We start from the raw sequence: 25263 nt of genomic DNA, 5'->3' as shown, positions 1-25263 counted from the left end.
CCCGCGAAGATCCCTGGAGTGGGTAAAGCGCAGGCAGCCCGGCAAAGGATGATTGGAATTGAGAGAGTCGGTGTCACCTGTACAGGTGCCAGGCAGTGGAGGGAGTGCCGTCCGGGTCAAGGCCGTAAGGCCATTGTGCGGCTACCTGGGTAGGCAGCCATTCGCCATATGTCACGTGTGAGTAACTTGGGTTGATGAAGACTCCGCCGTCAGCGGCTTGACGCGCATACTTCTCGGCGCCGTTGATGTCTCCCGATTTCTCGCGTTGCTCGGCGATCCACAGCAGCGCCCCGGTATTGCCGAAACGGCCTGCTTGCAGGGCCAGTGCCTCGGCACCTGCCGCGTCTCCGGCGTTCATCCGGAAGTCTGCCAGGGTCAGCAGAGCTTCGGTGTCTCCTGCGGCAGCTGCCTCCTGCGCCACGGCCTCGGCTTCTGCGGGATTGCTGGCTTCCTCGTGGGCCTCGGCCACCAAGAGCAGGCCAAGCGTGTCGCCTGCTGCAGCCGCTTTCCTTGCGAATATCTCTGCTCCCGCCAAATCTCCTGCCTTGAGGCGGAGATCGACGAGTTCGCTCCACGCCTCTGCCTCCCCCGCCGCAGCAGCCTCAAGAGCAAAGCGGTCGGCTGCGGTCTTGTCCCCTCGGTGGTACATCTCCTCAGCGATCCGGGTGAGCGTGACGGCACTGGGTCCACCGGTGGTGCGGTGGACCAGGTCCTCAGGCGCAATGGTGTGGTCGGCATCCCGCTGTACGCCCGCGTAGCAGAGCATCCCGGGGAGGCCGCACGCGACAGCGACCTGCCATCCGACCTGCGCCAACTGTTCCTCATCGCTTTCCTCTTGCAGCAGTGTGAGGAATCGCCCGAGGCCCGTGAGGCTGCCTTGCTCGGCCGCTTCACGGACAGCGTCCATCTCGTTGGCCGTGTCTCCCTCCGCGCGGAAGGCGTCAGCAAGGAGTAGGAGCGCCTGTTCGTGTCCGTGATCGGCTGCCTGGCAGATAAGCTCGTTGGCCCCCTCACGGTCGCCTGCGTCTTCCCGGATGTGCCCCAGGTAGTACAGGCCCTCGGGGTCGTCGGCATCGGCCACGCGTCGGGCATAGACCTCGGCTGTTTCCAGGTCGTTGTCACGCCAGCTCACCTGCGCCAGATGGAGCATGGCCCACGTCTCCCCTTCGTCAGCAGCCCACGTTACGACGGCCTCGGCAGCCGCGCCCGTCAGTTGAGCTACGACGAACTTACTCACGCAGTCCTCGCTCAGGTCGCGGAAGCAGGCAGAGCGTTGGTGCAGAAGAAAGGCCCAGCGCAGCCGGTAGCGAGCCAGAGCTGCCTCGGCCAACCGGCCGAGGTCTTCGTGATTGTCCATGTGCACCCACGCCGCGTGCCAGAACGACTCAGGTGGGCACTGCATGCGTCGTGTGGTGCGGCCGTGCTGCTCCAAGTAGTCAGCGAGCCGATACACAGGGCACGCGCTGTCTGGGGTGGGCGCCTCGGCGAGACCGAGCCGACGTGATGGTCGGGGGCGGACTCGACGCAGCGCGGCGAGGTTGCCGCGTACCAGCTGGCTTGCGTCGGCCAAGGCTTGTTCGAACCAGTTGTCGGGGAGCAGGTCGTACTGGGCGTCTGTGAGGTAGCCCTCCACCGCGTCGGCAAGGAAGTCGTGGGGGATGTGCAGGCCGATGCCGAGGCGGCGCGCGTCCATCGCGGCGGTCACGACGGCGCGGGCCGCCGGGTCCAGCGAGTTGTACCGGTGGACAAGCTCGGGGCCCCCGGCGAGGTCCTGCGTCACGCACCCCTCGGGCGCGCGCTCCAGCGCCTGAAGCAGCAGGTCGTCGTTCACGGCGGCCGTCCGGGCCTTGTCCAGCGTGGCAGCGTCAAACCGGTCCGGGACATCGAGCCGGCGGTGGTTCAAAAGCGCCCTAACTTGAGGATGTGAGTCCTCCGCGTCGGGCCTCGGGAGGGCGGTGTAGGCGTCGGCGTAGTCAGGCCACAGCGTGCCCAGGATCAAGATGGGGCCGCGGGTAGGGTCTTGGAGGAGCGTGGTGAGTGCAGCGGCGAGACGTTCCCCTGAGCCTTGACGGGCTCCGAGGTAATGCTGGGCCTCGTTGAGCCAGATCACGGTTCGGGGACCGACGCGCTTCAGTCCGGCGAGGGCGGCTTCGGCTCGGGTGGGGTCGAAGGGGTGCCAGAGCAGCCAGCCTTCCTCTGCAAGGGGCTGAATGGCCTCCCAGCACGCTCTCGTCTTCCCCGTGGAGGAGGTGCCGACAAGGACGGCCATGCGGCTCTGGCCGGCCTTCGCCTCGCGGACGATCTCAGCAAGGCGATCGTCGTGCGGCCTGGGCACGTACGTCGGTAGACCTGCGCGCTTCGGATGTGAGGCCCGTGGCGTAGCTGGGGCGGCTGCCGGATGGACTTCGAGTTCCAGCGGGTCGCATTCCGTAATCGGGCGTCCTGGGACACCGTCAGCTTCACAGTCCCCGAGGACCTCAGGAGACGGCGTGCTCCGGGCTGTCCGCAACAGTGCGAGCAGTGGGTCTGGATCGAGTCGTAATGCCTGTGCCAGAGCGGTGATGGTGTTCACGCTGGGGGCGGGCGCGGTGTGGCTGAGGGCCTGGTTGACAGTCGAGCGCGCAAGCCGTGCTCGCTTGGCCAGTTGCGTCTGGTCGCATTGGGCCTTGGCCCGGGCCGCATCGAGACGGTCACGTAGTTCGGCAAGCGCCGATTCCCGGCCACCGAACTCCTGCGTCTCCGGCTGGTCGTCGGTCATTCGCTCCCCCTCGCGATGCGCTGTGCTGGGTGTCGGTCGTTGTCCGTCATTGTTCGCGCGGCCCATGACGGACATCTGGTGCACCAGATTCGACTCGTCAACCACAAATTGTGAAGGAGCGACGGGTTATGTCTGTGCAGGTGTTCATGGTGCTGGTCGGCTGTGCGCTGGCGGTGCTGTTCGGAGCGCTGGCCGGAATAGGCGCCGGGTATCTGGCCCGCCGGGACGGGGCATCGTATCCGGCGGCTGTAGGCAGGGCAGCCGCCGCGTTCGCCGCGACGCTGATGTTGGCCACGGCCGTGACGGCAGCGCTCGGCGGGCTGACGGGGTGAGAGGCCGACGGACGAGAGGCTTCCCCGCCCGTTGCCGTGTCAGTCGGCGACTGCGCTCACCGCAACCTCACACCGTCCGGCGGGCAACGTGTCGATCGCTGCAGGAAGCCTTGCGGTCGCCGCCGCGAACCCTGCGCCAAACCACGGCGGAGGCACGCGATTTCCGGCTTGGTGGTCTCCAATCAGCTACGCGCTCAGAGCGGAACAGAACCTGAAACCGACCATGCTGGTGCGATGAGTGGCGCGAACGCTTGGCGAGCTGCGGGCCCCGGAATCCGGTGCCGGATCAGGCAGCTTGATTCAGCGTCCACCCTCAGCGCCCGCGAAAGCTATTGAGCGTAGTCCCTGCGCCGCTGGCCGACTTCAGGTACTCGTTCTCCGCCACCGACTCCGCCAGCTCAACCAGCAGTCCGCCAGCCATAGACTTCAGTTCCTTGTTCTTCCAGGTGAGTACCCCAATAGCGGCGGCAGCTAGGAAGCCGAGGCAGACCTCAGCAGCGACCCTGCCTTTGCCGGACTTGCCTTCGGTTGGCTCGGCATCTTCTACAGCGTCAGCGACCTCAGCAGTTTCGATGCCGTCCTCCCCGAGAATGCCGTTCTTCTCGCGGATGCCGACGTGGCCCGTCTGGTGCGAGTGCTGTTGAAGCTGATCGAGGTCGTTGCTCCCGTAGGAGCAAGACCCGCATTGATAGTCGGTCACCAGTCAATCCTCTCGCTCCACGAAGTGGAAATGGTGGACGGGGATGCAGCCACATCAATCCCAGCTTCCACCCACACTAGTTGGCTGCCCTCAGCTGCGGTTGCTGTGCTTGGGAAGCCGGCCTCGGAAGTCGCAGCCAGGGCACTCGTCTTCGCCCTGGACATGGCCCTCGTACCAGCCGTGGACGGCTGCGTGGAGGATCGCCTCCTCCACCGAGGCTTCGGCGCTGCGGACCGACGCGATGGCGTTGCCGACAATCAGCCGGAGCACGGTGCTGTCGGGCGAGGGGAACGGCGGGGACGGCATCGGCGAGTCGTCGTCATGGCCGCAGCCTATGGGTGGGACCGACTGCCAGTCAGCCGGATGCGGTGCCGTCGGGTCGGGCGGTGCCGTGCAGGTCGCTGCGGAACCCCCGGTTGACCGGCTGCCAGCCCTGGAACTGGAAGGTGGCGTGCCTCCAGCGCGGCTGGTCCGGCAGGCTGGTGCCCGGGCTTCGGCAGACTGCACCGGCCCATGCGGCTGCGGGCGGCCCGGACGCGGATGCCCAGGTGGGCGGCGACCTCCGGATACCCCCAGGTCGTTGGTCGTCCTGTCTACTCGCTCGCCGGTGAATGAGCGTACGCACCATCCGGACGGGTGTGTACGGCGGAGGGCGCCCCCTCCGGTCGGCGGGGGCGGCCTCCTGCGGTTGTGGTCAGACCTCGGCGAGGCGGTTGGAGAGGTCCAGGGCGCTGGCGGCGACGGCGAGGGCGGCGCACAGGCCGGTCACCTCGTGGATGGTGGGGCGGACCAGGCGCGGCCAGTCGTCGGGGGCGGCGGGCCAGGAGGCGAGGAGAACCTCGGTGGTGGCCAGGCCGAGGTGGGCGGTGACGTCCCAGCCCGCGCGGGAGGAGGGCTCCCAGTGCAGGCGGATACGGCCGAGCGGGAGTTCAGGGGTGCCCGCCGGGAGCCAGGAGACGTCGAGCGGTCCCTCCGGGAGGGCGGAGACGCGCTGGACCAGTGCGCCGCGCACTCCCGGCGGCATGGGCCGCACGGCGAGGGTGTGCAGCGGGTAGGCGGTGGAAGGGTGGGGTCGCGGTGAGATCGGGGCCTCCTGGACAGGTCCGTACGGCGGGTCAGGCCCAGGCGAGGGAGTTGCGGACCGATGCCGGGAGGTAGCCCTCTTGGCCGTTCTCGGCAATGAACGCCATGCCGTCGCCCACGACGACGTCGGTGCCGAGGTAGTGGGCGAAGGGCCAGTCGGGGTTGACGGCCAGGCGGATCGGCAGGTCGGGGTCGAGGTTCTGAAGTTGGCGGAGCAGGTGGCCGACGGTCAGGTGCTGGGGCAACGGGGAGCCTCCGGGATCGAGGGTGAATCGGTGTGGTGATAGAGCGTCAGGGGTGTCGAAGCAGAGTTGGTCGCGCAAGACCGGCTGCTGGGTGGTTCAGCGGCTTGCGATGAGCGCGGCGAGGAACCCGACCACGGCCTCGGAGGGGGTGTCGACGCCGAACTCCTGGATCCAGGGCTTGGAGTCGGAGGGGTGGACCCGGACCTGCCAGACGATGCCGCGCTTTCAGGCGGTGGTGTCCTCGGGGAGCCAGCCGACGTAGACGCGGCCGTCCGGGCTGGTGCAGTGCGCGTTGGCCTCCGGGGTGTCGACGATCGCCCAGCCGAGCCCGCCGAGCAGTTCGAGGACCGGGCTCGCGCAGTGGTCGCTAGAGAGCCAGGCGTGTTCCTCCACGGCGGGGCGGACGACGGCTGGCAGGAGGGTGCTGGAGGCGTTCACGAGTGGGCGTCCCTTCGTTGACCTGCGGGTTTTCCCGACGTCTGTACGTTGACATGCGGTGTGCCGAAGTACGAAGTCGTTTCCGGGAAGGTGAGGTCTGCCGTGGGCGAACTGGCCGTCGAGGAGGGCGGAGGCCAGCGGGCCGGGGAATGGATCGGCGCGACCGGTTGTCGTAACCCGGTTGCGGCACAGGGCCGTACAGAGCAGAAGGGGCAGGCCGTGGCGGAGTCGAGCAGACACTGGGACGGTGCCGGGCTGGAGAGCAAGATCCGCGGCGCCGGGCGGCCGTGGACGGTGGGCGACATAGCGATGGTGGCCGACGGGCAGTGGGCCGTGGGCATCCAGGCCCGGAGGCAGCGTGGCGGGGAAGCCGTGGTGGAGCGTCGGATCGCGGACGGGCGGCGCGTCGAGCTGACGTTGGTGGAGCTGGCCCGCGCGATGGACTCCCGGTTCGGCGCGGCCCATCGCGACGAAGGCTCCCGCTGACTGGTTACCGTCCGGGCCCGGTCGTGGCCACCGTGGGGCGGACAGCGGCCGACGGGGCGGGCTGGTCCGGCGGTTGGCCCAGGGCACGCGGCGCGTGCGCGGAGCGGGCGACAGCGGCCTGGGCCAGGCTGAGCGACGGTGTCCGGTCCGCGGTCACGGCGGCTTCGCGGGCCTCGATCACGTGACTGATCGCCTGCAGGGCTATGCGGCTCTCGGCCTGCGCGACGCGCAGGTCCACCGCCGAGCTGGTGATCCGCTCCAGGTCGTAGAAGGCCGGCACATGACCGGGCCGGGTGAGGGCGTGCAAGCGGTCCTGGTGGACGGCGACCGCGTTGTTCGAGACGACGAGGCTCGATCGGATATGCATTGCTGAGCGGAGGAGCGGGTCCTCGACGGGGCGGCGGACCGCGAGGGTTTCCAGCACGTCGATGGGGCGGCCCCAGGCTTTCTCGATCATCGCGTCGGCATGGTCGAGGGCAGTGGCGTCGGACAAGGGTGGCTCCGGAGGGTGAGAAAGGGAACGGTGGTCAGCGGCCCTGCCCCGGGCGCGGGACCTGCGGAGCCGACGGCGGGCGCGGTGCCGGGATGAACGGCCGCGCGCCGGCAGGCGAGGGCGCCACGGTTGAGCGGGCGTTGGCAGCCTGGGCGCGGTGTACGTCCAGCGGCGTCGGCACCGGCGGCCTCACTGGGGTTGCCGTGGCCTGCGGGGGAAGGCGGCGCAGGTCGTCGCCGTAACGGATGACCGGTGCCGGATCAGTGAGGGCGGTGTTCATCGCGGCCACGAGGCCCTCCGGGGTGAAGGACGAGGCGGTGGCGTACCACTGGTTGCCGGGCGGTCCGGCCAGCATGAGCCAGCGCTCTTGATGGCCTGTCATTTCGGCGGTGTGGTCGAGGCGGTTGCGGCGTAGGTGGACCTTGGCCAGGCCGTCTGGGGATTCGAAGGAGATGTCGGTCGCACCGTAGCGGTGGCTCCAGCCTGCTGCCGCAAGAGGTGTGCCGACGTCCAAGGCCGCCAGCTCACTGTTGCCGTAGTAGAGGTAGGAGTCGGGGCCCTCAACGAAGGCGGCGGCGAGCGCGGTGGTGAAGCCCTCGACTATCTCAGTGGGGGTGCTGTCCTGGTACGTGACCAGCCAGCGGGGCATCGCGAAGGGGTCGGAGTACGCCGTGATCTTCCACAGCGCGTCGTCGTCGCCTTCGGGCAGGTAGCCCAGGCGGACCGTCTGGTCAGGTGCGTTGACGTACGCGTTGCCCATCTCGTCGTGAGTCAGGTTCCAGCCCACGTCGAGGAGGGGCCGGAGGGCGGGATCGCCGGTGAAGGTCGATCCCGCCAGGTATCGGGGGGTGACGTGGTATTCGCGCCACTGCTCGTCTTTCGGGTTGTGCGGCACGGCTCCTCCAAGGGCCTGGTCAGCGGCGGCGGGAGGAGCCAGGAGCGGGCACGCCAGCGGCGGCCGAGGCAACGGGCGGAGTGACTCCGGCCGGTTGTGGCTGCGGGGCATGGCTGAACAGGGAGTTCGGCGCGGCGGTGCTGCGACGCAGGGCGGCTGCGGTCCGGATTCCGTCCGACCTTGGCGGGATACCCGTGTGGGTGCGCGTGGCCGCCGCGACCCGGACAGGGGCGGGACGCGGTGCGGCGACGGGGTTGCTCCAGTGCTCGACGGCTGCGTAGACCGGGCCAAGCGCCCGTCCGGCGGCGGTCAGGACGTACGGATCGCCGTGGCGCGGTCCGGTGCGGGTGACCAGGCCGTCGAGCTGAAGCCGGATCAGGCGCTGCCGGGTGAAGCTGTTGTCCAGTCCTGCCTGTTGGGCGATGTGGACGAACCGCATGGGCCCGCCCGCGTCGAGGACCTGGATCACGGCGGTCGAGTGGCGAAGGTGCAGCCGACGCACGGCGTCCTCGACGCGCTCGGCACCGGCCACCTTGCCGAGCGGCAGGTGCGCGTGGGGCCAGTCGGACAGCGCCCGGTGTACCGAGGACAGTGCGCTGCCGAACCCACTGAGCTGGTACGGGGCACCGTGGCGATCACCGGCTCGGATCACCAGCCCGTCATCGTGCATCTGGGCCAGCCGCTTGCCGACGAACTGCTCGCTGACGAAGGGGAGGCGGGCGGCGACATCACGCACACGCATGGGGCCGTCCTGCTGAGCCAAGGTCTGTGCCGACCAGGTGGTCCACTTCGGCGCTATCAGGGACAGTGCCTCCTCGACGCGCTGGGCGTCGACGAAGCCGATCTGGGAGGTTGCGGGTTGTGCGGGGGCTGACATGGCGGTAACTCCCGTTATGACGAAGGTGAATCGAACGGCGGGGTGCGGATCAGTGAAGGTCGCGCTCGGCGCGGAGACGCTGGAGCACCGTGCCGAGGCGGTGGTTGCTGACGTGGATGCCGCGGGCGCGCAGACCCTGCCGCAGGGCTTCGCGGTTGAGCCGGGGCAGACGGGCGGCGACCTGGCGGGCTACGGCTATGAGGTCCTCGTCGCCCGGCGCGGGGCCGGTTCGCCGGGTGGCCGAAGGTCGGCGGGCGGCAGGCTGGTCCAGGAGGAGGCGGACGTCCAGCAGGTCCCATACTGCCTCGGCTTCCGACTGCTCCCGGCGTTCGAGGTCCACGACCTCGGCCGCGTACCGCAGCACGAGGTCATCGAGGGCGTGTTCGCCGGAGCGGCAGCGCTGCCAGGCTGCGTCGAGATTGCGGCGGGCGGCACGGGCATGGGCGTTCGTCGAGGCCAGGCCGTCGAGCCGCCGCAGCACGATGGGCAGAAGGGGATCTCCCGAACCGCCATGCGCGCTGTGGCGCTGGAGGTCCTCCAGCGGGCGGCCGTACCGGTGTTCGACCAGGTGGCGGGTGTAGATCACGGTGGACATGGAGGTCTTCCTTCCGGGGATTTTCAGCGGGAGCGGGAGGGCTTGGTGGTCGTGCCGGCGGGGGAACGCGGGTCGCGGGGTGGATAGTCGTCGCTCAGCGCCAAGGGGTCCTCGACGCCGAACTCCTCGGCGACCAGGTGCACGCCGGGCCGTTTCTCCATGTCATGGGGGTTCATTCGGCGGCCTCCATCCGGGCAAGCAGGGAGCGCACCAGGGTGGGCAGGCTGTCGGGGCCCTCGCCGATGAAGACGTGATCGGTTGCCTCGCCGAGGACGTACGCGGCGTCTTCGAGCAGGCCGCTGGAGATCTCCATGCAGGCGTCGGTGATCCGGGAGGCGGCGAGCAGGGACCGGGAGAGCACCTCGACGTAGTCGCCGGGGCTGAGGTCGGCAGCCTCGGCGGCTGTGCGGATGGCGGCCAACTCCAGCGCGCTGAAGGCGAAGTCGAACGCGTCGTCCTGGTCCGTCGGCGAGGGAGCGACGAAGGCCGGGTCCGGCGGCTCGGCAGGGAGGCCGACGCGCGTGCAGATCTGGTCCACGGAGGCGGTCAGCTCGGCGAGGGACTCGGTGAGCCAGCCGAGCGCGGAAGCGTAGGACGCCAGGGTGAACAGACCGGCGGGGGTGGAAGGCAGGGGCTCCTCGACGACGAACTCTTCGAGCCGGTCGTTCAGTTCGCGGACCACCCGGGGGCCGGCGGAGAGCGCGCCGAGGACGGGATGCAGGTAGGAGCGGCCGGCGGAGGTGGGGTACTCGGTCGTGAGGACCTCCGAGACGCTCCGCGCGGCGTCGGTGAGCAGCCCGGCCAGTTCGGTGCGGTCGAGGGACGCACGGTCGGCGGTCATCGCATGGAGGCCTTTCGGGAGGCGGCCGGGGCGGCAGGGCTGGCTGGCGCCGGTGCGGTGGCCGGGAGGGACGCGGTCGGGTCGATCGCGTGGGGGGATCGGGACCGGGCCGCCTGGACTCGGGCCTCGGCCGCCGGGTCGGTGCCCTCGTGCCAGTTGAGGGCGGTGCGGTTGGTGCGGAGCTGGGCCGTGCGGTAGACCGCGTAGTCCTCCCGGGCACCGGCCGCGACGAGGTAGATCTCGCGCTTGTGGGTCGAGGTGGGCGGGGCCGGGCGGAACTGGATGACCATCCGGTAGGAGACGGCCGGGTCGACGTAGACCTTGTGGAAGCCCGCGAGGCGGCCGGTCAGCGGCAGGCAGTCGTCGCTGCCGTGGACCAGGTTCTGCAGCTCCAGTAGCGCCAAGTCGCGGACTTCGTCGGGGAGTTCGCGCAGGTCCGCGATGGCGTCCGGGTGGGCGGCGAAGGCGAAGCGGGCGCGGCTCACATCGGCCTCCCAGGGCTCGGGCGCTTGGCCGTTCCTGCCGACGGCGCGTTGCCCGTGTCGAGGTCGGCTTTCGGGATCGCGGAGGCACCCGATGACCGGGTGAGGGCGGCGCGGGTCAGTCGGGCGGCGGCCTCACCGCGGTAGTCCGGCGGCTGCGGCAGCGGACTGCTGTGGTCTTCCAGCCAGTGCCGGGCGGCGGTCTCGTCGGCGAAGGCGCCCTCGCGCATCGTGTACGTGTGGGCGTCGTGGTTCCCCTCTTCGAGGAAGACACGAATCGGTGCCTGAGCGGCGCTGGAGTCACGGGTCAACGTCCACGTCTCGCACGGGGCGAAGTCCGAGGTCCAGCTGTCGAGGACCTTGTAGCGAGAGCCTGACTCCCGGATCTGCTGCTCGATCCAGAGGGTGAGATCGTCGGCGGGCTTCATGGAGTCCCCGTCGGCCTGGGCGATCCGCTCGGGCGGGCAGCCACGCTCGATCAGCCAGTTCTGGGCGAAGGCCAGACCGGCGTGGTTCGCGGTCTCGAAGGTGAACGTGCGCTCGCGTAGGTCCCGCGTGATCTTGATGGCAACGAGCTGTGGTTCACCGGGGACGCCCCAGGTCATCGACCTGTCGTGGGCGAGGAGGTAGCTGTGCGACCCCTCCGGGGCGGTGTGGTGCTCGGCCAGCACGGTCAGGTCTCCGGCCCAGAGACTGCTCTCGGCGAGTTCGGAGGCGGCGTCGGCAGGCTCGAAGTCGTCGAGGCGGAAGTCGAGTTCGGTGGTCACCGGGTGGCTCCCGTCAGCTCGGGAGCCGGGGTGGCCAGTACGCGGTGGTTGGGCCGGGTCGGACTCGTCGTGCATGCGGCGAAGGGGCCGTCGGGGGCTCGGAGATGGACCAGGGCCTGGTCAAGGTGGTCGCGGTGCCACGTTGAGGGACCGGAGAGGCCGGCCTCGGCGTCGGTGAGCTGCTGCCATGCGAGCCAGAGCGCGTGCAGCCGGGCAACGGCCTCGGGGTGCTCGTGCCACTGGTCGCACCACGGCCGGGTGGTGCTGATCTCCCGTCCGTAGACGGGCAGGAACAGGTAGTTCACCCAGTCGCTGAGTGCGGCCAGTTCGACGGCGTACGCCTCGCCGCCCAAGGCGAGGATGAACACCGAGGCCGGGGCATCGGCCTTGTCGGCGTCGGCCGTGTCTGCGGTGGGGGTGTCGTCGGTGGGCTGAGGGGTGGAGACGAGCTCGGAGCCGAGGCGGTCGAGGATGACGCCGTGCTGGCGTACCTCCGCCATGGTCTTGGCGAGGGTGCTGGCGAGATCGTCGAGATCGCCGTCGGGAACGCGGAACGGCTCGGGCTCGGGGGTGGCCTTGCTGGGGTCGGACATGGCGGATCCAAGGGAGTGAGCGAGCAGGGCGGGGGCGAAGTGCGGCGCGCTCTTCTGGAGGTCACGGCGGTGCTCCGTTCGCAGGTCGGCATGGGCAAGAGGATGCGGAGATTCCGCGATTTGGTGCGGCCGGGGAAACCGGATAGTGGGGCCGCTACGGCGCGGTGCAGCGGGGGCGGCGTGGGAACGGCGGTGCCAGCAACTGCACGGCGCGGGCGGCCTGTTGGGGGACCACGCCGTTGCCGAGCGCGGTGAGCTGAGCCGGTCGGCCGAGTCCCGGAGTGGCGGTCACCCAGCCAGGGGCCAGGCCCTGCATCCACTCCACGAAGTCGGCGCGCAGGCGTCCGGCAGCGTCGGTGGGCGACGGGGCGGGGCGGGTGAGGTTCTCCCATCGGGCGATGGCGGAGGCGTACGCTCCCCATCGCCCGTCGGTTCCTCGGCCGCCTCCGCCCACAGCGGCAGGACCACTGCCGGCAGGGGTGGGCGCCAGCCCTTGCCCGGACGGCGGCCCGGGGTGCCGGTGTCGCTCGCCCTCGGGGTGGGCAGCAGCGATGCTGCCGCGCTCGGCAGCGTCATGTCCCCGTTGCCGTGCCGCTGGTTCGGCGAGCCCTTGATTCCGTCCGACGCCTTCGGCGTGGGCAGCAGCCACTCCACCTCGTCGGCCAGGTTCGGGCCGTGGCCGCCGCTCTTCCTCTTCGACGGGTGCTGGGAGCCGCCGTTCTTGCCGATGTTGCTCGTCGGGGTCTTGAGCAGGGTGCTCGGCGGGCCAGGCGGTGAGGAAGGTCCGCTCGCGACGATGGGGGGCTCCGACGTCGGAGGCACGAAGCACGAGCCACCTCGCGTCGTACCGGAGATCGGCCAGGGAGCCGAGTACGGCACCAAGTGCCCGCACAGGAGGCTGGGTTGGGTCGTCTCCCAGACACCACGGGCAGAATTCCACGTCGCCAGGGGAACCGGCGGGCGAGGTGAGGAGTCCGCGTACATTCTCGATCACCACCAAGCAGGGGCGGAGGGCTTCGACCGCACGGGCGACGTGCAGCCACAGCCCCGAGCGGGTGTGGGGGTTGAGTCCGGCCCGCCGGCCGGCGACGGAGACGTCTTTGACAAGGGAAACCGGCCGTCAGGACGCACACCCGAGGCACATCGGCCCAGTTGACGGCGGTGATGTCCCGCAGATTGGGCACGCCGGGCCAGTGCCGGGCCAGGATGCGCGCGGCGTCGGGGTTGATCTCGGCGTGCCAGGCCAGGGTGCCGCCGAGGGCGGCCTGGACCCCGAGGTCCAGACCGCCGTACCCCGAGCAGAGCGAGCCGATCAACGGCCCTCGCGCGATGGTGGTCTCCATGTCACCGGCCCCTTGCGAGTTGGCCCGAGGGGGCCGCCACCGCCGTGGTGACGCCGGAAGGCAGCTGCCCCGGAGCGGGCATGGCGGTCGTGGACCGGCTGCGGGCAGCCTGGAGCCGAACTGACGAGGGAGAGACCGTTGCCGATGCAGAGTGCAGGGAGTTGGCCCCGTCGTGCAGGGCCGCGTCGGCGGAGGCGAGTGCGTCCTCCATCACCCGTACGGCTGCCTCCCGGGCATCCCTGGCGTCGGGCTGGTCGCGCAGACTCTCGGTCTGCTTCAGGAAGGCGAGCTGGTGGGCCACCGCTCCCAAGGCGGAAGCCGCTTCACCTGCGGGCTCGACGGCGGCGGCGAAGCTGGTCATCACCCGAGCGGTGTGGGGCGCCTGGTCCTGGCCGGCGGCACGGAAGAGGACCTCATCGCCCAAGTCGGTGATCAGCTTTCCGAGTTCGGAGATCTGACGTGCGACGGCGACGACATCGGGTGAGCGGTGGGGGTCTCCCGGCACCGGCAGTTTGCCGCGCTGGGCGTCGAAGGCGGAGGCCATGGCGCGCAGGGCCAAGGCGTCGGACATGGGGGTGTTGTCCACGGTGCGTTCCAGAGGTAGGGACAGTCGGATGGGCTGGGTTGGTGGGCGAGGACGGTTCAGCCGTGGGTGCGCGAGGGCGGTCGCGAGGCTGATGGCGTGGAGGCAGTGCCTGGGCATTCCGAGGGCCGTGCGGCCGGTCGCGGTGTGCTGCGGGCGAGGGCGGCGTGGACCCGCGCCGTCGGGGGCCCCTCGGTCGGCGGCGCGGGAGGCGACGGCGCCGGAACGGGGTGCCCGTTCGCGGTCTGCCAGCGGGCGCGCACCTCGTCGAGCGGCCCGAGCGCGTGCAGGGCGTGGCTGATGAGCCTCCCGGGGGCCAGGGTCTCGTTCTCAGCCAGGGCGCGGATAGCGCGGGCCGAGGTGGCTGCCGTACGGGCGACGGAGGAGCGCATGATCTGCTCGCCGAGCCACTCGGCGCTGCCGGAGCCGACGCCGTCGCAGATGGCGGTGAGCTGTTCGGCGGTCAGCGTGCCGTCGGCCAGCAGACCGCGCCGCTGGGCTTCCCACAGCACGGTGATCCGGTCGATGGGCTCGCCGCGGTGGTGCAGTGCGCCCAGGCAGCGGTAGAGCTGGCCGTGGGAGGGGTCGGCGAAGTCGCCTGGTCGCAGCCAGCCGACGACCTCGTCCATCGCCTTCGGTCGCTCGACCAGGACCGCCAGCAGGAACTGCTCGTCCTCGGCGACATGGTCCGCCCGTACCGGCGGCGGCGCGGGGGGTCCTGCGGAGGGCGGCGTGGCCGGGGCGACTGGGCTCGGTTCGGACCCCCAGCGGCGTGCGAGGTCGCCGAGTACCCCGGCAAAGACGTCCGCATGGTGCAGCGCTCCCTCCACTTCGCCCTGGAGGGCGTCAGCGCGGGCTGCCTGGTGGAGGCGGATCGCGTGCTCGGTCACGGTGCGGTGGATCGCTCCCTCCAGCACCATCCGGCCGTACACCGGGGCGTGCTCGGGGCGCGGGCAGGCCGAGATCAGGGTGTGGGGATATACGGCGGTCAGCCCCCGGACGTGGTGGCTGGCCTCGTCGACCGCGTCGGTCACCCAGGACAGCGGCACTGGTTCCTTGGCCGCCAGGGCGGGGTGCCCCTCGGTCCGGAGCTTGCGCAGGGCGGCGAACAGCGCTTGGTGGATCGGCCGGTAGAAGTGATCCGGCGCGAGCCAGTCGAGGTGGGCGAGCTGGCCGGGGTCGAGCAGCACCGAGCCGAGCACCGCCTGCTCGGCACTCAGGAGCGGGTTCATCGCTGGCCCCCGCAGCCGGGAGCCAGGGGCTCGTCCTGCCGGGAGCGGAGGTCGGCGACCGCCCGGTCGGCGGCGGCCATCGCGGCGGCGAAGCCGTCCAGTTTGCCGGTGAACGTGGGGTCGGTGGCGAGAATCGAGCCGGCACCACTGACCAGCCACCACTGACCGTCGCGCCGAACGACCGGTGAGCGGACGAGACGCTCGGATCGCGGTGTGGACGTGCTCATGCCGACAGCCCGAAGTCGTCGCGGCCCAGGGACTTGGCGATGGCCCGCTCGGTGATGGCCTTCGTCGCGCGGGCCGAGGCCGGACCGACCACCTTGGCGGCGGGCTCCTTGTACCAGGGCCGCAGGTCGAGCATCGCCACCCGGATGCCGGTGGCGAGCAGCAGCGCCTTCCCCTTGGGGAGCGCGCGGATCGAGTCGGGGGGCAGGATCCGCTCGGTGCGCATGCTCACCGAGGTGGACTTGCCGCTGTCGCTGGTCGACACCGACGTGGTCTGCACGTCGTGGTCACCGACCTGACGGCTCAGACGGTCGGCGAAGTCGGCGTCGTCGATGCCACTTCCGATGATCTTGATCGTGGCGGCGGACCAGAGTGCGTCCATGCCTGCCTCGCCCCAGCACCGCTGGCCTTGCCGGTAGGACTGCAGGATCGTCATCGGGATCACGCCCCGTGAGCCCAAGTGGCTGTACAGGTCAGGGAGATCGGAGATTTTGCACACGTTGGCGGCCTCGTCGAGGACGCACAGGGCAGGCGGGTCGAGCCGCCCGCCGGAGCGCTCGGCGACGACCACGGCCGCGCGCATCACCGCATCGGCCGCTGCCGCGATGATCGCCGATGCCGAGCCGCCGCCGTCCTTGCTGAGCAGGTACAACGTGTCGCGGCTGGTGGCGAACGCGGAGGGCTTGAACTCGGGAAGGTGCTTGTTAGGGGTGACCCAGGCGGCGACGTCCGGGTCGAGCAGGCAGCTCGCGTACTGCCGCGCGGTCTCATAGATGCCGTCCCGCGTCTCCGTGGCCCCGCTGACGGTGCCCTGGAGCTGGGCGGCGACCGCGTCGTGGCCGGCATCGGTGAGCAGGTCCACCGGAGTGCGGTCAGCAGGGGAGGCGAGCCAGGCCAGGACATCGGTGATCGGGCGCCGGTGGCTGGCGGCGGCCAGGAAGAGCGCGCCCAGCGTGTTGCTCGCGGCGGTGGACCAGAAGTCGGCGCCGTTGGATTCGTCGACGCTGGCGGCGACGAAGTGCCCCGCCAAACGTTTCGCCCCGGCCAGGTCGCGGGCGTCGGCCAGGATGTCCCACCACATCTCGCGCGGGTGGTGGGCGATCTGCTGCGGGTCGAGCGTCCAGATCGTGCCGACCTTGGCGCGGGCGTCCACCGTCGCGGTGAAGGCGTCGTTCGCCGCCTTGTTCGAGGTCAGCAATACCGGGCCGGGAGCAGCGAGGATCGCGGGGATCGCCAGCCCGGACGTCTTGCCGGAGCGCGGGGCCATGATCGCGACGATCACATCCTCCCAGGAGGCGCGGACCTCGGCCCGGCCCGGGGCGTGCGTGCCGAGGAGGATCCCGCGGTCGGCGGGAGTGACCTCTTTCTGTTTGAGATCGGACAGGCTCGGCCGCAGGCTCCTCGCCTTCGCGGTGATCTCCTTGTCCAGCAGCGGGGCGAGATCCTGCTTACGGGCGAGGCCGTTCTTCGCGCCGCCGCGCAGCCGCAGCCACAACACCAGGCCGGTGACGGTGAGGCAGACGGAGAGCAGCCCGGGGACGAGTCGCGCGCCGACCAGCAGGGCGGTGGGGCTCAGGTGCGGCCACAGCACGTCGGGGTGCAGCAGCGCGTCGGTGGCCTTGAACGGCGCCCAGGGGCCGGTGCCGACGAGAGCGTTGGTGAGGTTGCCGGTCAGCCAGGCGAGGGAGCCGAAGGTGATGGCGGCGCCGAGGACGCCGAACAGGAGGTAGAGGAGCGCGTCGGAGCCGGTGGTGGTCGAGGGCGCGCTGGTACGCGGGGCGGGCATGGCGGATCCAAGGAGGGAGAGCGGACAAGGCGAGGCGGGGCGCGCGACGCTCTTCTGCTGGTCATCGGGGCAGCTCCTGTTCCGGGAAGGGGGCGGCGGTTGAGGTCAGGCCGAGGTCATCGGGTGCGCGGCGACCGGGGCGGTGGGGCGCTGGCAGGTGGTTCGGGCGTCGCGACGGCGGAGGGCGCGGTCCGCTGGGTGGCGGCGTGCGGGGAGGAGGCGCGGGCGGCTCGCTGCCGGTCCGTTTCCGGGTTTTGGGCGGCGGACGGTTCGGTGTCCGCGACCGCGTCGTCGCCGAGGACGTCGCTGAGCAGTTCCCTGGTCCGCAAGGCAGGCACCTCGTCGCGGCACTTGGGGTCGCTGAGTTCCGCAGGGCACGCGGCGATCATGTCCTCGGCGACCGCCAGCTCCTCTTGGACGTCCCGCAGCATGCGGGTGGCGGCGGCCAGCCGTGTCCACGTCTCGAAGGTCGGGTTGTGGTGCGGGTCTCGAAGGTCAGGCGGGCTCGGGTCCAGTCGGCTGCTGCGGCCACAAGCTCGGTCAGCTGCGGGAGGGCCCCGACCAGGGCTCGGTTGACTTCCTCGATGATTCCGGCGACCTCATGGGGAGTTGCTGTCTCGGTGAGCCGGGCGATCATCCCGGGGACGGAGTACGGGTCGGCCGACGGGTGGGGTAGGTGTCGGACCTGCAGGGGAGTGTCGGAGCCGGACGCCTCGCCGCCGTGGGCAAGCCGGATGTTGTGCTGAATCGCGGCGCCGATGGCCTCGCCGATGCTCGGGTAGAACTCGGGCACTGTTCCTCCTCGGACGTGGTGTTGGATCGGTGCCGGGTAGGTGGGGAGCGCGTGCTGTGCGTGCTCCCCACCCGGGTGGATGACCCTCGGACCTTGGCCGATCTGATGGCGGATGGAGACAACGACTGGTCAGGCCGACGGAGGGAGCAGGGGAGGAAGGCATCGGGATCACCGGGTCCGTGGGCTGGAAACCTGCGGCGGACGTACGGCTGTACCGACCCCCGGAGACGGAGTTCCGAGCGCCGAAGACGCCTTGGCCCTGTCCACTGCGGGCGACGTGGCGAGAGCCGCGCTTCGGGCATCTGGCGGAGAGGGGGACTGCGTCTGCGCCTCGGCGTGGTCCTGCTGAGAGTCGCCGGCACGGTGCAATTCGCTTCCGGCTCCGATGAGTTCTGATTGCGCTGCGCTGACGAACTCCGCAGCGAAGCCGAACCGGTCGGCGAGCGCATACGCTTCGTCGTCGAGGTCGGTTATCTGCTCGCTTGCCGTCTCCAGCGCTTCCCGGACGCGTTCCAGGACGCCGTGCTCGGGATGAAGGAGGTGATCGACGGCCTGCGCAAGGCCGGCACCGTTCTCGGCGGCCCTGATCTGGTCGGTCAGCCGCAGGACTTCGGCTCCGGCGGTGTAGAGCCCGAGAGGGTTGGCCGGGGTGGACGACCGGCTGGTGTCGAGGTCGGGGTCCAGGTCGACGCTGTAGCGGGCGGCGCGGAGCATCTCGGCTGCGTGGGTGGCGGTGGCGGCGCGGTTGGCCTGCGGGGTGGTGGTCGGCAGGCGGTGGCGGCGGCCGTACCAGTCCTCGATCTGCTGGAAACCGGCGTGCTTGAGGAGCGTGGCGGACAGGTCGTCGCTGGCGCCCTTCGCCGAGACGCTGCCGCTGGGCTCGGTATTGATGGTGATGTAGGGGGCAGGCACGTGGGACTCCTGGGTGCGGGGTGTTGGGCGTGGGGCCGGGGCAGGTGGCCGAGTTCGGTGGCGATGCGGTGGCACTCGGTCTGGAGGTGGAAGGCGTCGCGGTAGGTGTGGTGGATGCCGCCGTCCTCGCGGGCGAGGGTGGCCACGACGTGCACCAGGAGGGCCTGGTTACGCACGGCGATCCACCGGCAGGCGTCCGGATCGCCCTCCGGGGCGATGCCGGTGGCCGCCACCACCCGGCCGGCCACCTCGGCCACTGCGAGTCGGTCAGGTCGGGGTGCCGGGGATCGGAGCGGACCGAGCAGACCCACACCGGCCGCTCGGGAGCTCGGGCCCCGAGGCGCTCGACGGGTGCGTCGAGGGCGTGGGCCAGGTACGCCAGCGCGTCGGGCTGGGCGAGCATCTCGATCGGGGCGCCGTGGCCGTCCCCTGCGATCAGGGGGGGTTGGTGTGGTTGCCGCGCTCGCCTGGCCCGTACAGGTACTCAAGCAGGCTGGCGGTGTGGCTGGCGCGCTGCAGGTGGGCGATCACGGCGTCTACCTCGAAGGGGAGTGGTGAACGGGAGCCCGGGTGGCCGGGCCGTCGGGGAGAGAGGATCCGCGGAATCCGCGATTTGGCCCGGCCGGAGATGGGTGATAGATGCCTGAGGTCACCGCGGCTCGTCGAGGCCCTGGTAGTAGGCGAGTCCGCTCAGGCCGAGCGCGCGAATACAGAACTTCACGACCGGACCCACCCGCAAGATTCGCTGAGCTGCACAACGGGCGCTGGCTAAACCCCGAGCGCTTGACGGTCCAACGGTCCTATCGTTTCGCCATGGATTCAGCGCAGTTGAAAAGCTCGTCCCAAAGATGGATGAACGCCGCACTGGCAGCCTTTGTCGAGGGCCCCGAGAGCTACGACTTCGCCGTTCACCATGCCGGTGTCGCTACGGAGCACCTACTCAAGGCATACCTCGCCGGGATTCATCCAGCTCTGATTGTCGACGGTCGGCACTTCGACTCGTTGCTCCATGCCACGGGCCTGGGCTCCCACGCAGGCCCGCTGGCCAAGATCAAGACCATCGGCCTCGTTGAGGCCCATGAGCGAGTGGTCAAACTCCTTCCCAGGAAGATCCCGATCGACAGGAAGGCTCTTGAACCCCTGGCGGACGCCCGCAATGGAGTTGCCCACAGCGCGATACACGACTCCTCGCAAGCCGAAGCAGTGTTCACGGTCTGTCTGCGCTTGGCCGACCCGGTGCTCGAAGAGCTGAAAGTTGATCCGAAGAGCTACTGGGGCCCCTATCTGGTTCTGCACGGCAAGCTGGTCGATGAGCAGGTCCGACAGGAACGCGTCGCGGCGGAAGCCCTACTGGTCAAGGCCCGCTCAGTGTTCGAACAGCGCTTCGGACACATGTCACGCAAAGAGCGTGAGGTGGTTCTGGCCGCAATCACCAGCCAGCCGATGATCACCATGAGTAAGGAAGTGCCAACGGAGTGCCCCGCCTGCGGTTCTCAGGGGTGGGTAGCTGGCGAAGTGAACGTTCAGGGCATCGGCGACCACGCCAGTGTCTACCTGGTCCCTTACGCGTTCCACTGCGCGGCATGTGACCTCGAAGTCGGGACCAAGCTGCTCAGACACTTCGGTGACCTGGACTACGACATGCACCTCTTGGACGAGGACCCCTACGACTACCTCAGCGACGAACCGCCGGTGGACGAAGACGTCTACAGAGGCCGATGAGTCTGCTCACCCAAGGGCATTCCGCAGGTCCTGTTAGCCGCAGTTACCAATAACGGCCATGGGAACTGCTCCTTACGGGAGTTGGGTCAGCGGTTGCGGGAGAACGCGATGCGCGGGTCCACCGGGCGGGCCGCCGGGCCGGAGGCGGCGGGCGCGGCAACCGGCGCCTTACCCGGCAGGCCGGTGCGGGCGGGACTGGCGGCGAGCGCGGCGGCGCTGATGGGGAACTTGTGAGTGGTGAAGCCCTGGCTGAGCTGGTGGCGCGCTGCCGTCGTGGGCGCGGGTGAGCGGCGTGCGGCTATGTCCTGGGCGAGGAGGGGCTGCACGGCCACTTGGAGGTCGGACCGGTGCATCGCCAGCGTGGCGGTGGCGACCTTGCCGAGTGCCTCGCTGCGGTCGGTGGTGATGGGCAGCGTGTAGATGTCCAGGTTCGGGTTGTGCCGCCAACCGTGCTCTTCCAGGATGAGCGGGCCGCCGAGAGCGGAGGAACCGTCGGCGGTGGCGGCGATCACGCCGAGCTGCGGATGCTCGGCGAACGCGACGTCCGGATCAACGCGCGGGGGCCGGTCGCGGGTGGGCGCTGGTCCGGAGGCCGGCGAGGGGTCGAACGCGGCGTCCACGTCGACCCGGTAGCCGGCCCTGCGCAGCAGCGCGACGGCCCGGGTGGCGCGGCCCTGCCCATCACGCTCCTGGTTGGCCAGCGCGTACAGGTTGGGGTGGTCGGGGACGGGGTGGAAGTCGAATCCCTTCAACATCCAGGTGCTTGCGGCCAGTTGCTTGGGGTTGGAGGCGACGATGCCGAAGTCGGGGTGGCGGCCGACTGCGACGTCGGGAAGCGGGTCGTGCTCTGGGGTGGGCATGGCGGATCCATCCGGTGCGGGCAGGGGGAGAGGGGCGGTAGAGGGGCGGTAGAGGGCGGGGACTGGATCTGCTGGTGCGGGACATGGCGGCTCCAAGCTGGGCAGCGGTCAGCGACCGGGTGCGGACGAAGGGCGGGCGGGAGGCAGGGAGGGACGTACGGCTGAAGCTGACGGCAGCGCGGCTGGGGTCGTGCGCCGTGCGGTCGGCGAGACCGCGAGAGCGGCGGCGACTCGGGGCGCCGCCGGTTCCTCCGGGGCGACTTGGTCCGCTCGGGCCTGGACCCTGTCGGGGTGGTTGGTGTGCCGGTCGGCCAAGTCACCGCGCATGGACCGAATCTCCACCGCGTAGGAGTCGAGCTTCTTGGTGATGTAGCGAAGCCGGTTCGCGTAGTGGGGATCGGTGGGTGCGCCCAGGCCCTCCCACCAGTCGGCCGTTGTGTTGAGGGACTCGACGACGCGCTGGAGCACGCCGTCACCAGGAGCGGTCAGCTCGCTCAGCGCGGCGACGGCCTCGCTCGTATGTGCCGCCGACTGGATGGATTGGGTCAGGTGGCCGAGCCGGTCGCCGAGGCTGAGCCTGTGATCGCCAGGGGGTGGCAGGCTGGGGTCGAGCAGGTCGGGATCGCACGAGACGCCGAAGCCATCGGCCTGCAGCATGTCGAAGGCTCGGGTCACCATCTGTCGCTGCTCGACCAGTTCGGTCATGGCGGAGGGCAGTCGGTGGAAGCGCTCGCGGAACAGCACGACGGGGACGAAGCCCGCACGGTGGAGAACCGCGTCGGCAGCGCTCTCCTGGGCAGGTCGCCGCGGTTCCGGTCGGGGCGGCAGGCCGAGCTGATCCAGGCGCGTGTCGATGGCGGCGAGCAGGCGCGGGACGCTGCCGCCGTACCGGGCGTGGGGACCGTCGGCCTCCGAGTCGTAGATCACTTCGTGGAGTGTGGAGTCGTCAGGATGCCCGCGGGTCGCCAACCAGCTCTCCGGATACCCCGGCGGGTGGTCGGTGGGCGGCTCCTGGGGCGGAGAGATGATCAGCGAGCTGCCGTCGGGAAGTTCGGCGTGGACGATGTAGTCACTGAGGCCGTACTCGACGGTGCAGGCCAGGCCGCGCCGCCGAAGCGGCCTGGTCAGGTGGCTGTACGGGTGGTCATGCTCCGACGTGCCAGCGGCGGCTTCCTGGATGAAGGGTTCGCTGGTGCGCGCCGTGATGCGTGTGCCCTCGCGTTGGAGGGTGACCAGGGTCTGATCGGGGCGCATGTGGGCTTCTCCGTGCCAGCCGTCCCCAGCGGTCGACGGCGGCGGGAAGCCGCAGCCGGGCGGGGCCGGTAGGGGTAGTGGCGTTCGTTGAGGATCCGGCGATCGGACGGTTTGGCCTCGCCGGAAGTCGGTGCTAGAGGCGTCAGCGCGAACGGCGCGCGGCAGGGGGGTCGGACGCCGCCGAGGCGGGCGGCGAAGTGGGCGAGGCACCGCGCTGGCCGGAGGCGGATCGGGCCAGGGCCACCTGGACACGCCCGGTGTGCGCAGACTGGTCGACGCCGATCCGGTCGGTCAGGTGATCGGCAGCCCTGGCCAATGCCGCTCCGCTGTAGCTGAGTTCGTCGGCGTAGTGCCAGCCTTCGGAGTTGCGGATCTCGCGGGCTCGTTCCTCGTAGAGCTCACGCGACCCGGGCATGGACCCCTCCATGAGCGCGATGACCTGATCCCACTCGCGGCGGATCTCGCCTGCTCGCGCCAGTACGGAGTCGATTCCCCGCAGGCGCAGCAGGTCGGCGCTGATCGGGCCGTCAAGGTAGTCGGCCGGTTGCGCGGCGGCCCGGACACTGGCGAGGACTTCGGGGCCGTGGGTCAGGAAGGTCTCGATGTGTTCCCAGGCGGCGGCGTCCCGGGTCACCTTGCCGTCGGCGTAGCCGGTTTCGTCGACGGGCCAGCCGTCCTTGTCGCAGTACGAGTCGGAGACCGCGTCCCACTGGGCCGAAGCCTGCCTGATGCCGTCGGCGGCGGAGGCCAGGGCCTGGACGCGCGCCCGCCATGCCGCCGGCTCGTCGGCATCTTGCGGCTGGCAGTCAGGGGTGGCGGAGGAGTCGGGAGAGGCAGGCATGGTCGTTACTCGTTTCTGTACGGGGTGCCTCACCGCGAACGGGGCTGCGAGCGTGTGACGGATGGTGGGACCGGAGCCGGAGCGTCGCTCTGCTGGCCGGGGGAAGTTCCCCGGGCCGACGCCGCCGGCGAGAGGCGGGCCGCTGCTGCGGCTCGGTGCGACCGGGAGCGGATCTCGTGGTCGACGTTCTCCGCGACGAGATGCAGCTCCTCGCCGAGGTCGGTCAGCCGGGAGGCGATGGCGTCCAACTCGGACGCGCTGTTTCGGGCACCGTGGGTGCGACACCACTCGGAGGCGGTTTCGAGCATCTGATGCAGGCGGGCCACCGCGCCGAAGTCCTCCGTAACGGCCTCGTGGAACCGGTCGGTGAACTCCTCGGTTCGGGCTGTGGCGAGGCGGTCGTTCCAGTCAGTGGCCGGTGCGACGCTGTCCGGACTCGCGGCCGGGCCGGTCGTTGGGTGGCGCTGGGGTGGGGAGGCGCTCTCACCCACGCCGAACCGGAGACCGGGAACGAGCCCAGACCGGGAACCCACGACCCCACGCGTGCTCACGGCCGCGCCTCCTTGCGCAGCGTAGGAACTGATGAAGCGTCAGTTGCGGTGAACTCGGCGCTTTTTGCATGCATCCGGGCGTCTGTGTTGAACAGCTCGCGCTCGGCCGGATGCAGGATGTGCTGGGTGATGAAGCTCCGACCTGCGACTTTCCACAGGCCCCGGCCTTTGGTCAGGGCGGACACGGCCTGGGTTTCGACACCGGTCAGGCCGAGCAGCGACGCGGCGGCGGCGAGCTGGTCGGGCTCCTGGCGGTAGATGATGCGGGTGCTGCAGTCGGCGAGGAGGCCCTCGGCCAGCACCCGGCCGCGCGAGCCGGCGTCGCCCGCGCTCAGTAGATCGCTGAGGCGGTGGATGACCATCAGGTTGGCGATGCCGAGCCCTCGGCTGAGCTTCCACTGGCTCTGCATGCGCTCCAGCAGGCCGACGTGCCTCATCACGCGCCATGCCTCGTCGTAGATCACCCAGCGTCGGCCGCCGTCCGGGTCGGCGAGCGCGGACTCCATCCAGGCGCTCGCGCAGGTCATCGCGAGGACCAGCGCGGTGTCGTCGCCCGAGCCGCCCAGGCGGGAGAGGTCGATGGACAGCATCGGGGTGGTCGGGTCGAAGGCCACGGTCGAGGGCGCGTCGAACATGCCGCTCAAGTCGCCGTGCACCAGACGGCGCAGGGCATGCGCGAGGTCTTGTGCGGCGGGCCCCATGTGACCGGCCTGGTTGCCGAGGGCCCGGTCGAGGCGCTCGGGTGAGCCGAGGGTGTGCGCGATCTCGCCCAGCAGAGGCACGGTGCCCCCGGCCTCGGCCTCGGTGACGACCAGGTCCAGCGCGAGATCCAGGGCCGTGTGCTCCATCGGCTGGAGGTCGCGCTTCAGCACGGTGCGCGCGAGGCCGGCCAGGAGCAGGAGACGGCGCTTGCGGACCTCGGTCGACCAGTCGTCCTCGCTCACCGCGGCGGGCCGGGCCGGAGCATCCAGGGGGTTCAACCTGCCCGGAAGCCCCGGGCCCAGCGCGATGCTGTAGCCGCCGAGAGCCTGCGCGACGGCCGTCCACTCGCCCTTGGGGTCGCAGGGCACGTAGACCCGGTAGCCGTGGGCAATGGCCCGGGTCGCGATGGACTTGGCCAGCGCGGACTTGCCCATGCCGATGATCCCGGCCAGGACCGCGTTGGGGTTGGTGAAGCCCTCGATCCGGCCGCTGCTGTACAGCGAGAACGGGTCGTAGCAGAACGCCGCCTCCGCGTGGACATCGCGGCCGATGAAGATGCCCTCCGCGCCCAGGCCGCCCTCGGCGAGGAACGGGTAGGCCCCGGACACGGTGGCGGTGGTCATCCGGTGGGCGGGCAGGCTGAGCTTGCCGCCGCGTGCCGAGGAGGAGCCGGGGCGTCCGGACGGCGGATAGGTCGGCCGCAGCTCCGGGTCGAAGGTCTCCTCGTCGCGGCGCTTGGGCGGGGCTCCGGCGAGGCGGGCCTGGCGGCGTGCCTCAGCGAAACCGGCGCGGGCGGCGCGCTGCTCGGTGCGCGATGCCTTGCGGGGGACAAACAGGTGGGAGGCGCTGGCGCGGGTGCGGGGCATGAACGTTT

At 70.4% G+C, this 25263-nt stretch carries 33 protein-coding genes and 2 pseudogenes; 3 read left to right on the top strand and 32 right to left on the bottom strand.

Annotation, left to right across the window (positions count from 1 at the left end; genetic code table 11):
- Positions 1-73: 73 nt before the first annotated feature.
- Positions 74-2758 carry a hypothetical protein gene (locus ACFU95_RS14735; protein WP_383826918.1) on the bottom strand — a complete coding sequence of 895 codons (2685 nt, stop codon included), beginning with the start codon at positions 2756-2758 and terminating at the stop codon, positions 74-76.
- Between the two features lie 128 nt (positions 2759-2886).
- On the opposite strand from ACFU95_RS14735, the gene ACFU95_RS14730 reads away from it, so the two are divergent.
- Positions 2887-3090: a hypothetical protein gene (locus tag ACFU95_RS14730; RefSeq protein ID WP_261690739.1), complete on the top strand. Its 204-nt coding sequence runs from the start codon at positions 2887-2889 to the stop codon at positions 3088-3090.
- A gap of 313 nt (positions 3091-3403) precedes the next feature.
- Here the strand turns inward: ACFU95_RS14730 and ACFU95_RS14725 are convergent, their stop codons facing one another.
- The 6 genes from ACFU95_RS14725 to ACFU95_RS14700 all read right to left on the bottom strand — a co-directional run bounded on the left by ACFU95_RS14725 (position 3404) and on the right by ACFU95_RS14700 (position 5556).
- Positions 3404-3790: a hypothetical protein gene (locus tag ACFU95_RS14725; RefSeq protein ID WP_383826914.1), complete on the bottom strand. Its 387-nt coding sequence runs from the start codon at positions 3788-3790 to the stop codon at positions 3404-3406.
- 90 nt (positions 3791-3880) lie between these two features.
- Entirely contained in the window at positions 3881-4096 is a 216-nt protein-coding gene (locus ACFU95_RS14720) for a hypothetical protein (RefSeq protein ID WP_383826911.1), read from the bottom strand.
- Positions 4097-4484: 388 nt separating this feature from the next.
- Entirely contained in the window at positions 4485-4814 is a 330-nt protein-coding gene (locus ACFU95_RS14715) for an esterase (protein ID WP_383827059.1), read from the bottom strand.
- Between the two features lie 91 nt (positions 4815-4905).
- Positions 4906-5118: a hypothetical protein gene (locus tag ACFU95_RS14710; protein ID WP_383826908.1), complete on the bottom strand. Its 213-nt coding sequence runs from the start codon at positions 5116-5118 to the stop codon at positions 4906-4908.
- Positions 5119-5214: 96 nt separating this feature from the next.
- The gene (locus ACFU95_RS14705; RefSeq protein ID WP_383827056.1) at positions 5215-5334 is read right to left on the bottom strand and encodes a DUF317 domain-containing protein; all 120 of its coding nucleotides are present in this window, start codon (positions 5332-5334) and stop codon (positions 5215-5217) included.
- A gap of 9 nt (positions 5335-5343) precedes the next feature.
- A complete protein-coding gene (locus tag ACFU95_RS14700) occupies positions 5344-5556 on the bottom strand; it encodes a hypothetical protein (RefSeq protein ID WP_383826906.1) in 213 nt (70 codons plus the stop codon).
- Between the two features lie 102 nt (positions 5557-5658).
- On the opposite strand from ACFU95_RS14700, the gene ACFU95_RS14695 reads away from it, so the two are divergent.
- Positions 5659-6042 carry a hypothetical protein gene (locus ACFU95_RS14695; protein ID WP_383826904.1) on the top strand — a complete coding sequence of 128 codons (384 nt, stop codon included), beginning with the start codon at positions 5659-5661 and terminating at the stop codon, positions 6040-6042.
- Positions 6043-6046: 4 nt separating this feature from the next.
- Here ACFU95_RS14695 and ACFU95_RS14690 read toward each other — a convergent pair whose 3' ends face one another.
- From ACFU95_RS14690 to ACFU95_RS14595, 20 genes and pseudogenes are all read right to left on the bottom strand, one after another.
- Positions 6047-6535, bottom strand: coding sequence for a hypothetical protein (locus tag ACFU95_RS14690; protein ID WP_383826901.1), 489 nt, complete (start codon positions 6533-6535; stop codon positions 6047-6049).
- Positions 6536-6569: 34 nt separating this feature from the next.
- Positions 6570-7430, bottom strand: coding sequence for a DUF317 domain-containing protein (locus ACFU95_RS14685; protein ID WP_383826900.1), 861 nt, complete (start codon positions 7428-7430; stop codon positions 6570-6572).
- Positions 7431-7449: 19 nt separating this feature from the next.
- On the bottom strand, positions 7450-8307 hold the full coding sequence (locus ACFU95_RS14680) for a winged helix-turn-helix transcriptional regulator (protein WP_383826899.1): 858 nt from the start codon (positions 8305-8307) through the stop codon (positions 7450-7452).
- A 49-nt stretch (positions 8308-8356) separates the two neighbouring features.
- On the bottom strand, positions 8357-8902 hold the full coding sequence (locus tag ACFU95_RS14675) for a hypothetical protein (protein ID WP_383826897.1): 546 nt from the start codon (positions 8900-8902) through the stop codon (positions 8357-8359).
- Between the two features lie 23 nt (positions 8903-8925).
- Positions 8926-9078: a hypothetical protein gene (locus tag ACFU95_RS14670; protein ID WP_383826896.1), complete on the bottom strand. Its 153-nt coding sequence runs from the start codon at positions 9076-9078 to the stop codon at positions 8926-8928.
- Positions 9075-9743, bottom strand: coding sequence for a hypothetical protein (locus ACFU95_RS14665; protein WP_383826894.1), 669 nt, complete (start codon positions 9741-9743; stop codon positions 9075-9077). Before ACFU95_RS14665 ends, ACFU95_RS14670 begins: the two co-directional genes overlap by 4 nt.
- A complete protein-coding gene (locus ACFU95_RS14660; RefSeq protein ID WP_383826892.1) occupies positions 9740-10228 on the bottom strand; it encodes a hypothetical protein in 489 nt (162 codons plus the stop codon). Before ACFU95_RS14660 ends, ACFU95_RS14665 begins: the two co-directional genes overlap by 4 nt.
- A complete protein-coding gene (locus ACFU95_RS14655; protein WP_383826889.1) occupies positions 10225-10992 on the bottom strand; it encodes a glycosyl hydrolase in 768 nt (255 codons plus the stop codon). Before ACFU95_RS14655 ends, ACFU95_RS14660 begins: the two co-directional genes overlap by 4 nt.
- A complete protein-coding gene (locus ACFU95_RS14650; RefSeq protein WP_383826886.1) occupies positions 10989-11585 on the bottom strand; it encodes a DUF4913 domain-containing protein in 597 nt (198 codons plus the stop codon). Before ACFU95_RS14650 ends, ACFU95_RS14655 begins: the two co-directional genes overlap by 4 nt.
- Before the next feature lie 154 nt (positions 11586-11739).
- Complete coding sequence (locus ACFU95_RS14645) at positions 11740-11877, bottom strand: hypothetical protein (RefSeq protein ID WP_383827077.1); 138 nt, start codon at positions 11875-11877, stop codon at positions 11740-11742.
- The gene (locus ACFU95_RS14640; protein ID WP_383827074.1) at positions 11874-12407 is read right to left on the bottom strand and encodes a hypothetical protein; all 534 of its coding nucleotides are present in this window, start codon (positions 12405-12407) and stop codon (positions 11874-11876) included. Before ACFU95_RS14640 ends, ACFU95_RS14645 begins: the two co-directional genes overlap by 4 nt.
- Positions 12352-12624: pseudogene (locus ACFU95_RS14635) on the bottom strand (DNA cytosine methyltransferase); the annotation flags it as partial. The gene ACFU95_RS14640 and the pseudogene ACFU95_RS14635, both read right to left, overlap by 56 nt.
- Positions 12625-12745: 121 nt before the next feature.
- A pseudogene (locus tag ACFU95_RS14630) lies at positions 12746-12928 on the bottom strand (DNA cytosine methyltransferase); the annotation flags it as partial.
- 1 nt (position 12929) lies between these two features.
- Entirely contained in the window at positions 12930-13499 is a 570-nt protein-coding gene (locus tag ACFU95_RS14625) for a hypothetical protein (protein WP_383826884.1), read from the bottom strand.
- Between the two features lie 71 nt (positions 13500-13570).
- Entirely contained in the window at positions 13571-14743 is a 1173-nt protein-coding gene (locus tag ACFU95_RS14620; RefSeq protein WP_383826881.1) for a DnaB-like helicase N-terminal domain-containing protein, read from the bottom strand.
- Positions 14740-14970 (bottom strand): hypothetical protein, encoded by a 231-nt coding sequence (locus tag ACFU95_RS14615; RefSeq protein WP_383826878.1) that lies wholly within the window; start codon positions 14968-14970, stop codon positions 14740-14742. Before ACFU95_RS14615 ends, ACFU95_RS14620 begins: the two co-directional genes overlap by 4 nt.
- Positions 14967-16754 (bottom strand): type IV secretory system conjugative DNA transfer family protein, encoded by a 1788-nt coding sequence (locus ACFU95_RS14610; RefSeq protein WP_383826876.1) that lies wholly within the window; start codon positions 16752-16754, stop codon positions 14967-14969. The genes ACFU95_RS14615 and ACFU95_RS14610 overlap by 4 nt, the downstream gene beginning before the upstream one ends.
- Before the next feature lie 116 nt (positions 16755-16870).
- Entirely contained in the window at positions 16871-17185 is a 315-nt protein-coding gene (locus tag ACFU95_RS14605) for a hypothetical protein (RefSeq protein ID WP_383826873.1), read from the bottom strand.
- The gene (locus tag ACFU95_RS14600) at positions 17140-17547 is read right to left on the bottom strand and encodes a hypothetical protein (RefSeq protein WP_383826870.1); all 408 of its coding nucleotides are present in this window, start codon (positions 17545-17547) and stop codon (positions 17140-17142) included. The genes ACFU95_RS14605 and ACFU95_RS14600 overlap by 46 nt, the downstream gene beginning before the upstream one ends.
- A gap of 168 nt (positions 17548-17715) precedes the next feature.
- Positions 17716-18459: a hypothetical protein gene (locus tag ACFU95_RS14595; RefSeq protein WP_383826867.1), complete on the bottom strand. Its 744-nt coding sequence runs from the start codon at positions 18457-18459 to the stop codon at positions 17716-17718.
- Between the two features lie 852 nt (positions 18460-19311).
- Here ACFU95_RS14595 and ACFU95_RS14590 point away from each other — a divergent pair.
- Positions 19312-20181: a hypothetical protein gene (locus tag ACFU95_RS14590; RefSeq protein WP_383826865.1), complete on the top strand. Its 870-nt coding sequence runs from the start codon at positions 19312-19314 to the stop codon at positions 20179-20181.
- 86 nt (positions 20182-20267) lie between these two features.
- Here the strand turns inward: ACFU95_RS14590 and ACFU95_RS14585 are convergent, their stop codons facing one another.
- From ACFU95_RS14585 to ACFU95_RS14565, 5 genes are all read right to left on the bottom strand, one after another.
- On the bottom strand, positions 20268-21041 hold the full coding sequence (locus ACFU95_RS14585) for a hypothetical protein (protein WP_383826862.1): 774 nt from the start codon (positions 21039-21041) through the stop codon (positions 20268-20270).
- 108 nt (positions 21042-21149) lie between these two features.
- Positions 21150-22295, bottom strand: coding sequence for a hypothetical protein (locus ACFU95_RS14580; protein ID WP_383826860.1), 1146 nt, complete (start codon positions 22293-22295; stop codon positions 21150-21152).
- A gap of 142 nt (positions 22296-22437) precedes the next feature.
- The gene (locus ACFU95_RS14575; RefSeq protein WP_383826857.1) at positions 22438-23136 is read right to left on the bottom strand and encodes a hypothetical protein; all 699 of its coding nucleotides are present in this window, start codon (positions 23134-23136) and stop codon (positions 22438-22440) included.
- 29 nt (positions 23137-23165) lie between these two features.
- On the bottom strand, positions 23166-23687 hold the full coding sequence (locus ACFU95_RS14570) for a hypothetical protein (RefSeq protein ID WP_383826855.1): 522 nt from the start codon (positions 23685-23687) through the stop codon (positions 23166-23168).
- Positions 23684-25255, bottom strand: a complete 1572-nt coding sequence (locus ACFU95_RS14565; protein ID WP_383826853.1) for an ATP-binding protein — start codon at positions 25253-25255, stop codon at positions 23684-23686. The genes ACFU95_RS14570 and ACFU95_RS14565 overlap by 4 nt, the downstream gene beginning before the upstream one ends.
- Positions 25256-25263: the final 8 nt, after the last annotated feature.

The sequence above is a fragment of the Streptomyces sp. NPDC057623 genome, assembly GCF_042800355.1.
In the GTDB taxonomy this organism is placed as follows: Bacteria; Actinomycetota; Actinomycetes; order Streptomycetales; family Streptomycetaceae; genus Streptomyces.
This window is presented reverse-complemented; position numbering and strand designations above follow the sequence as displayed.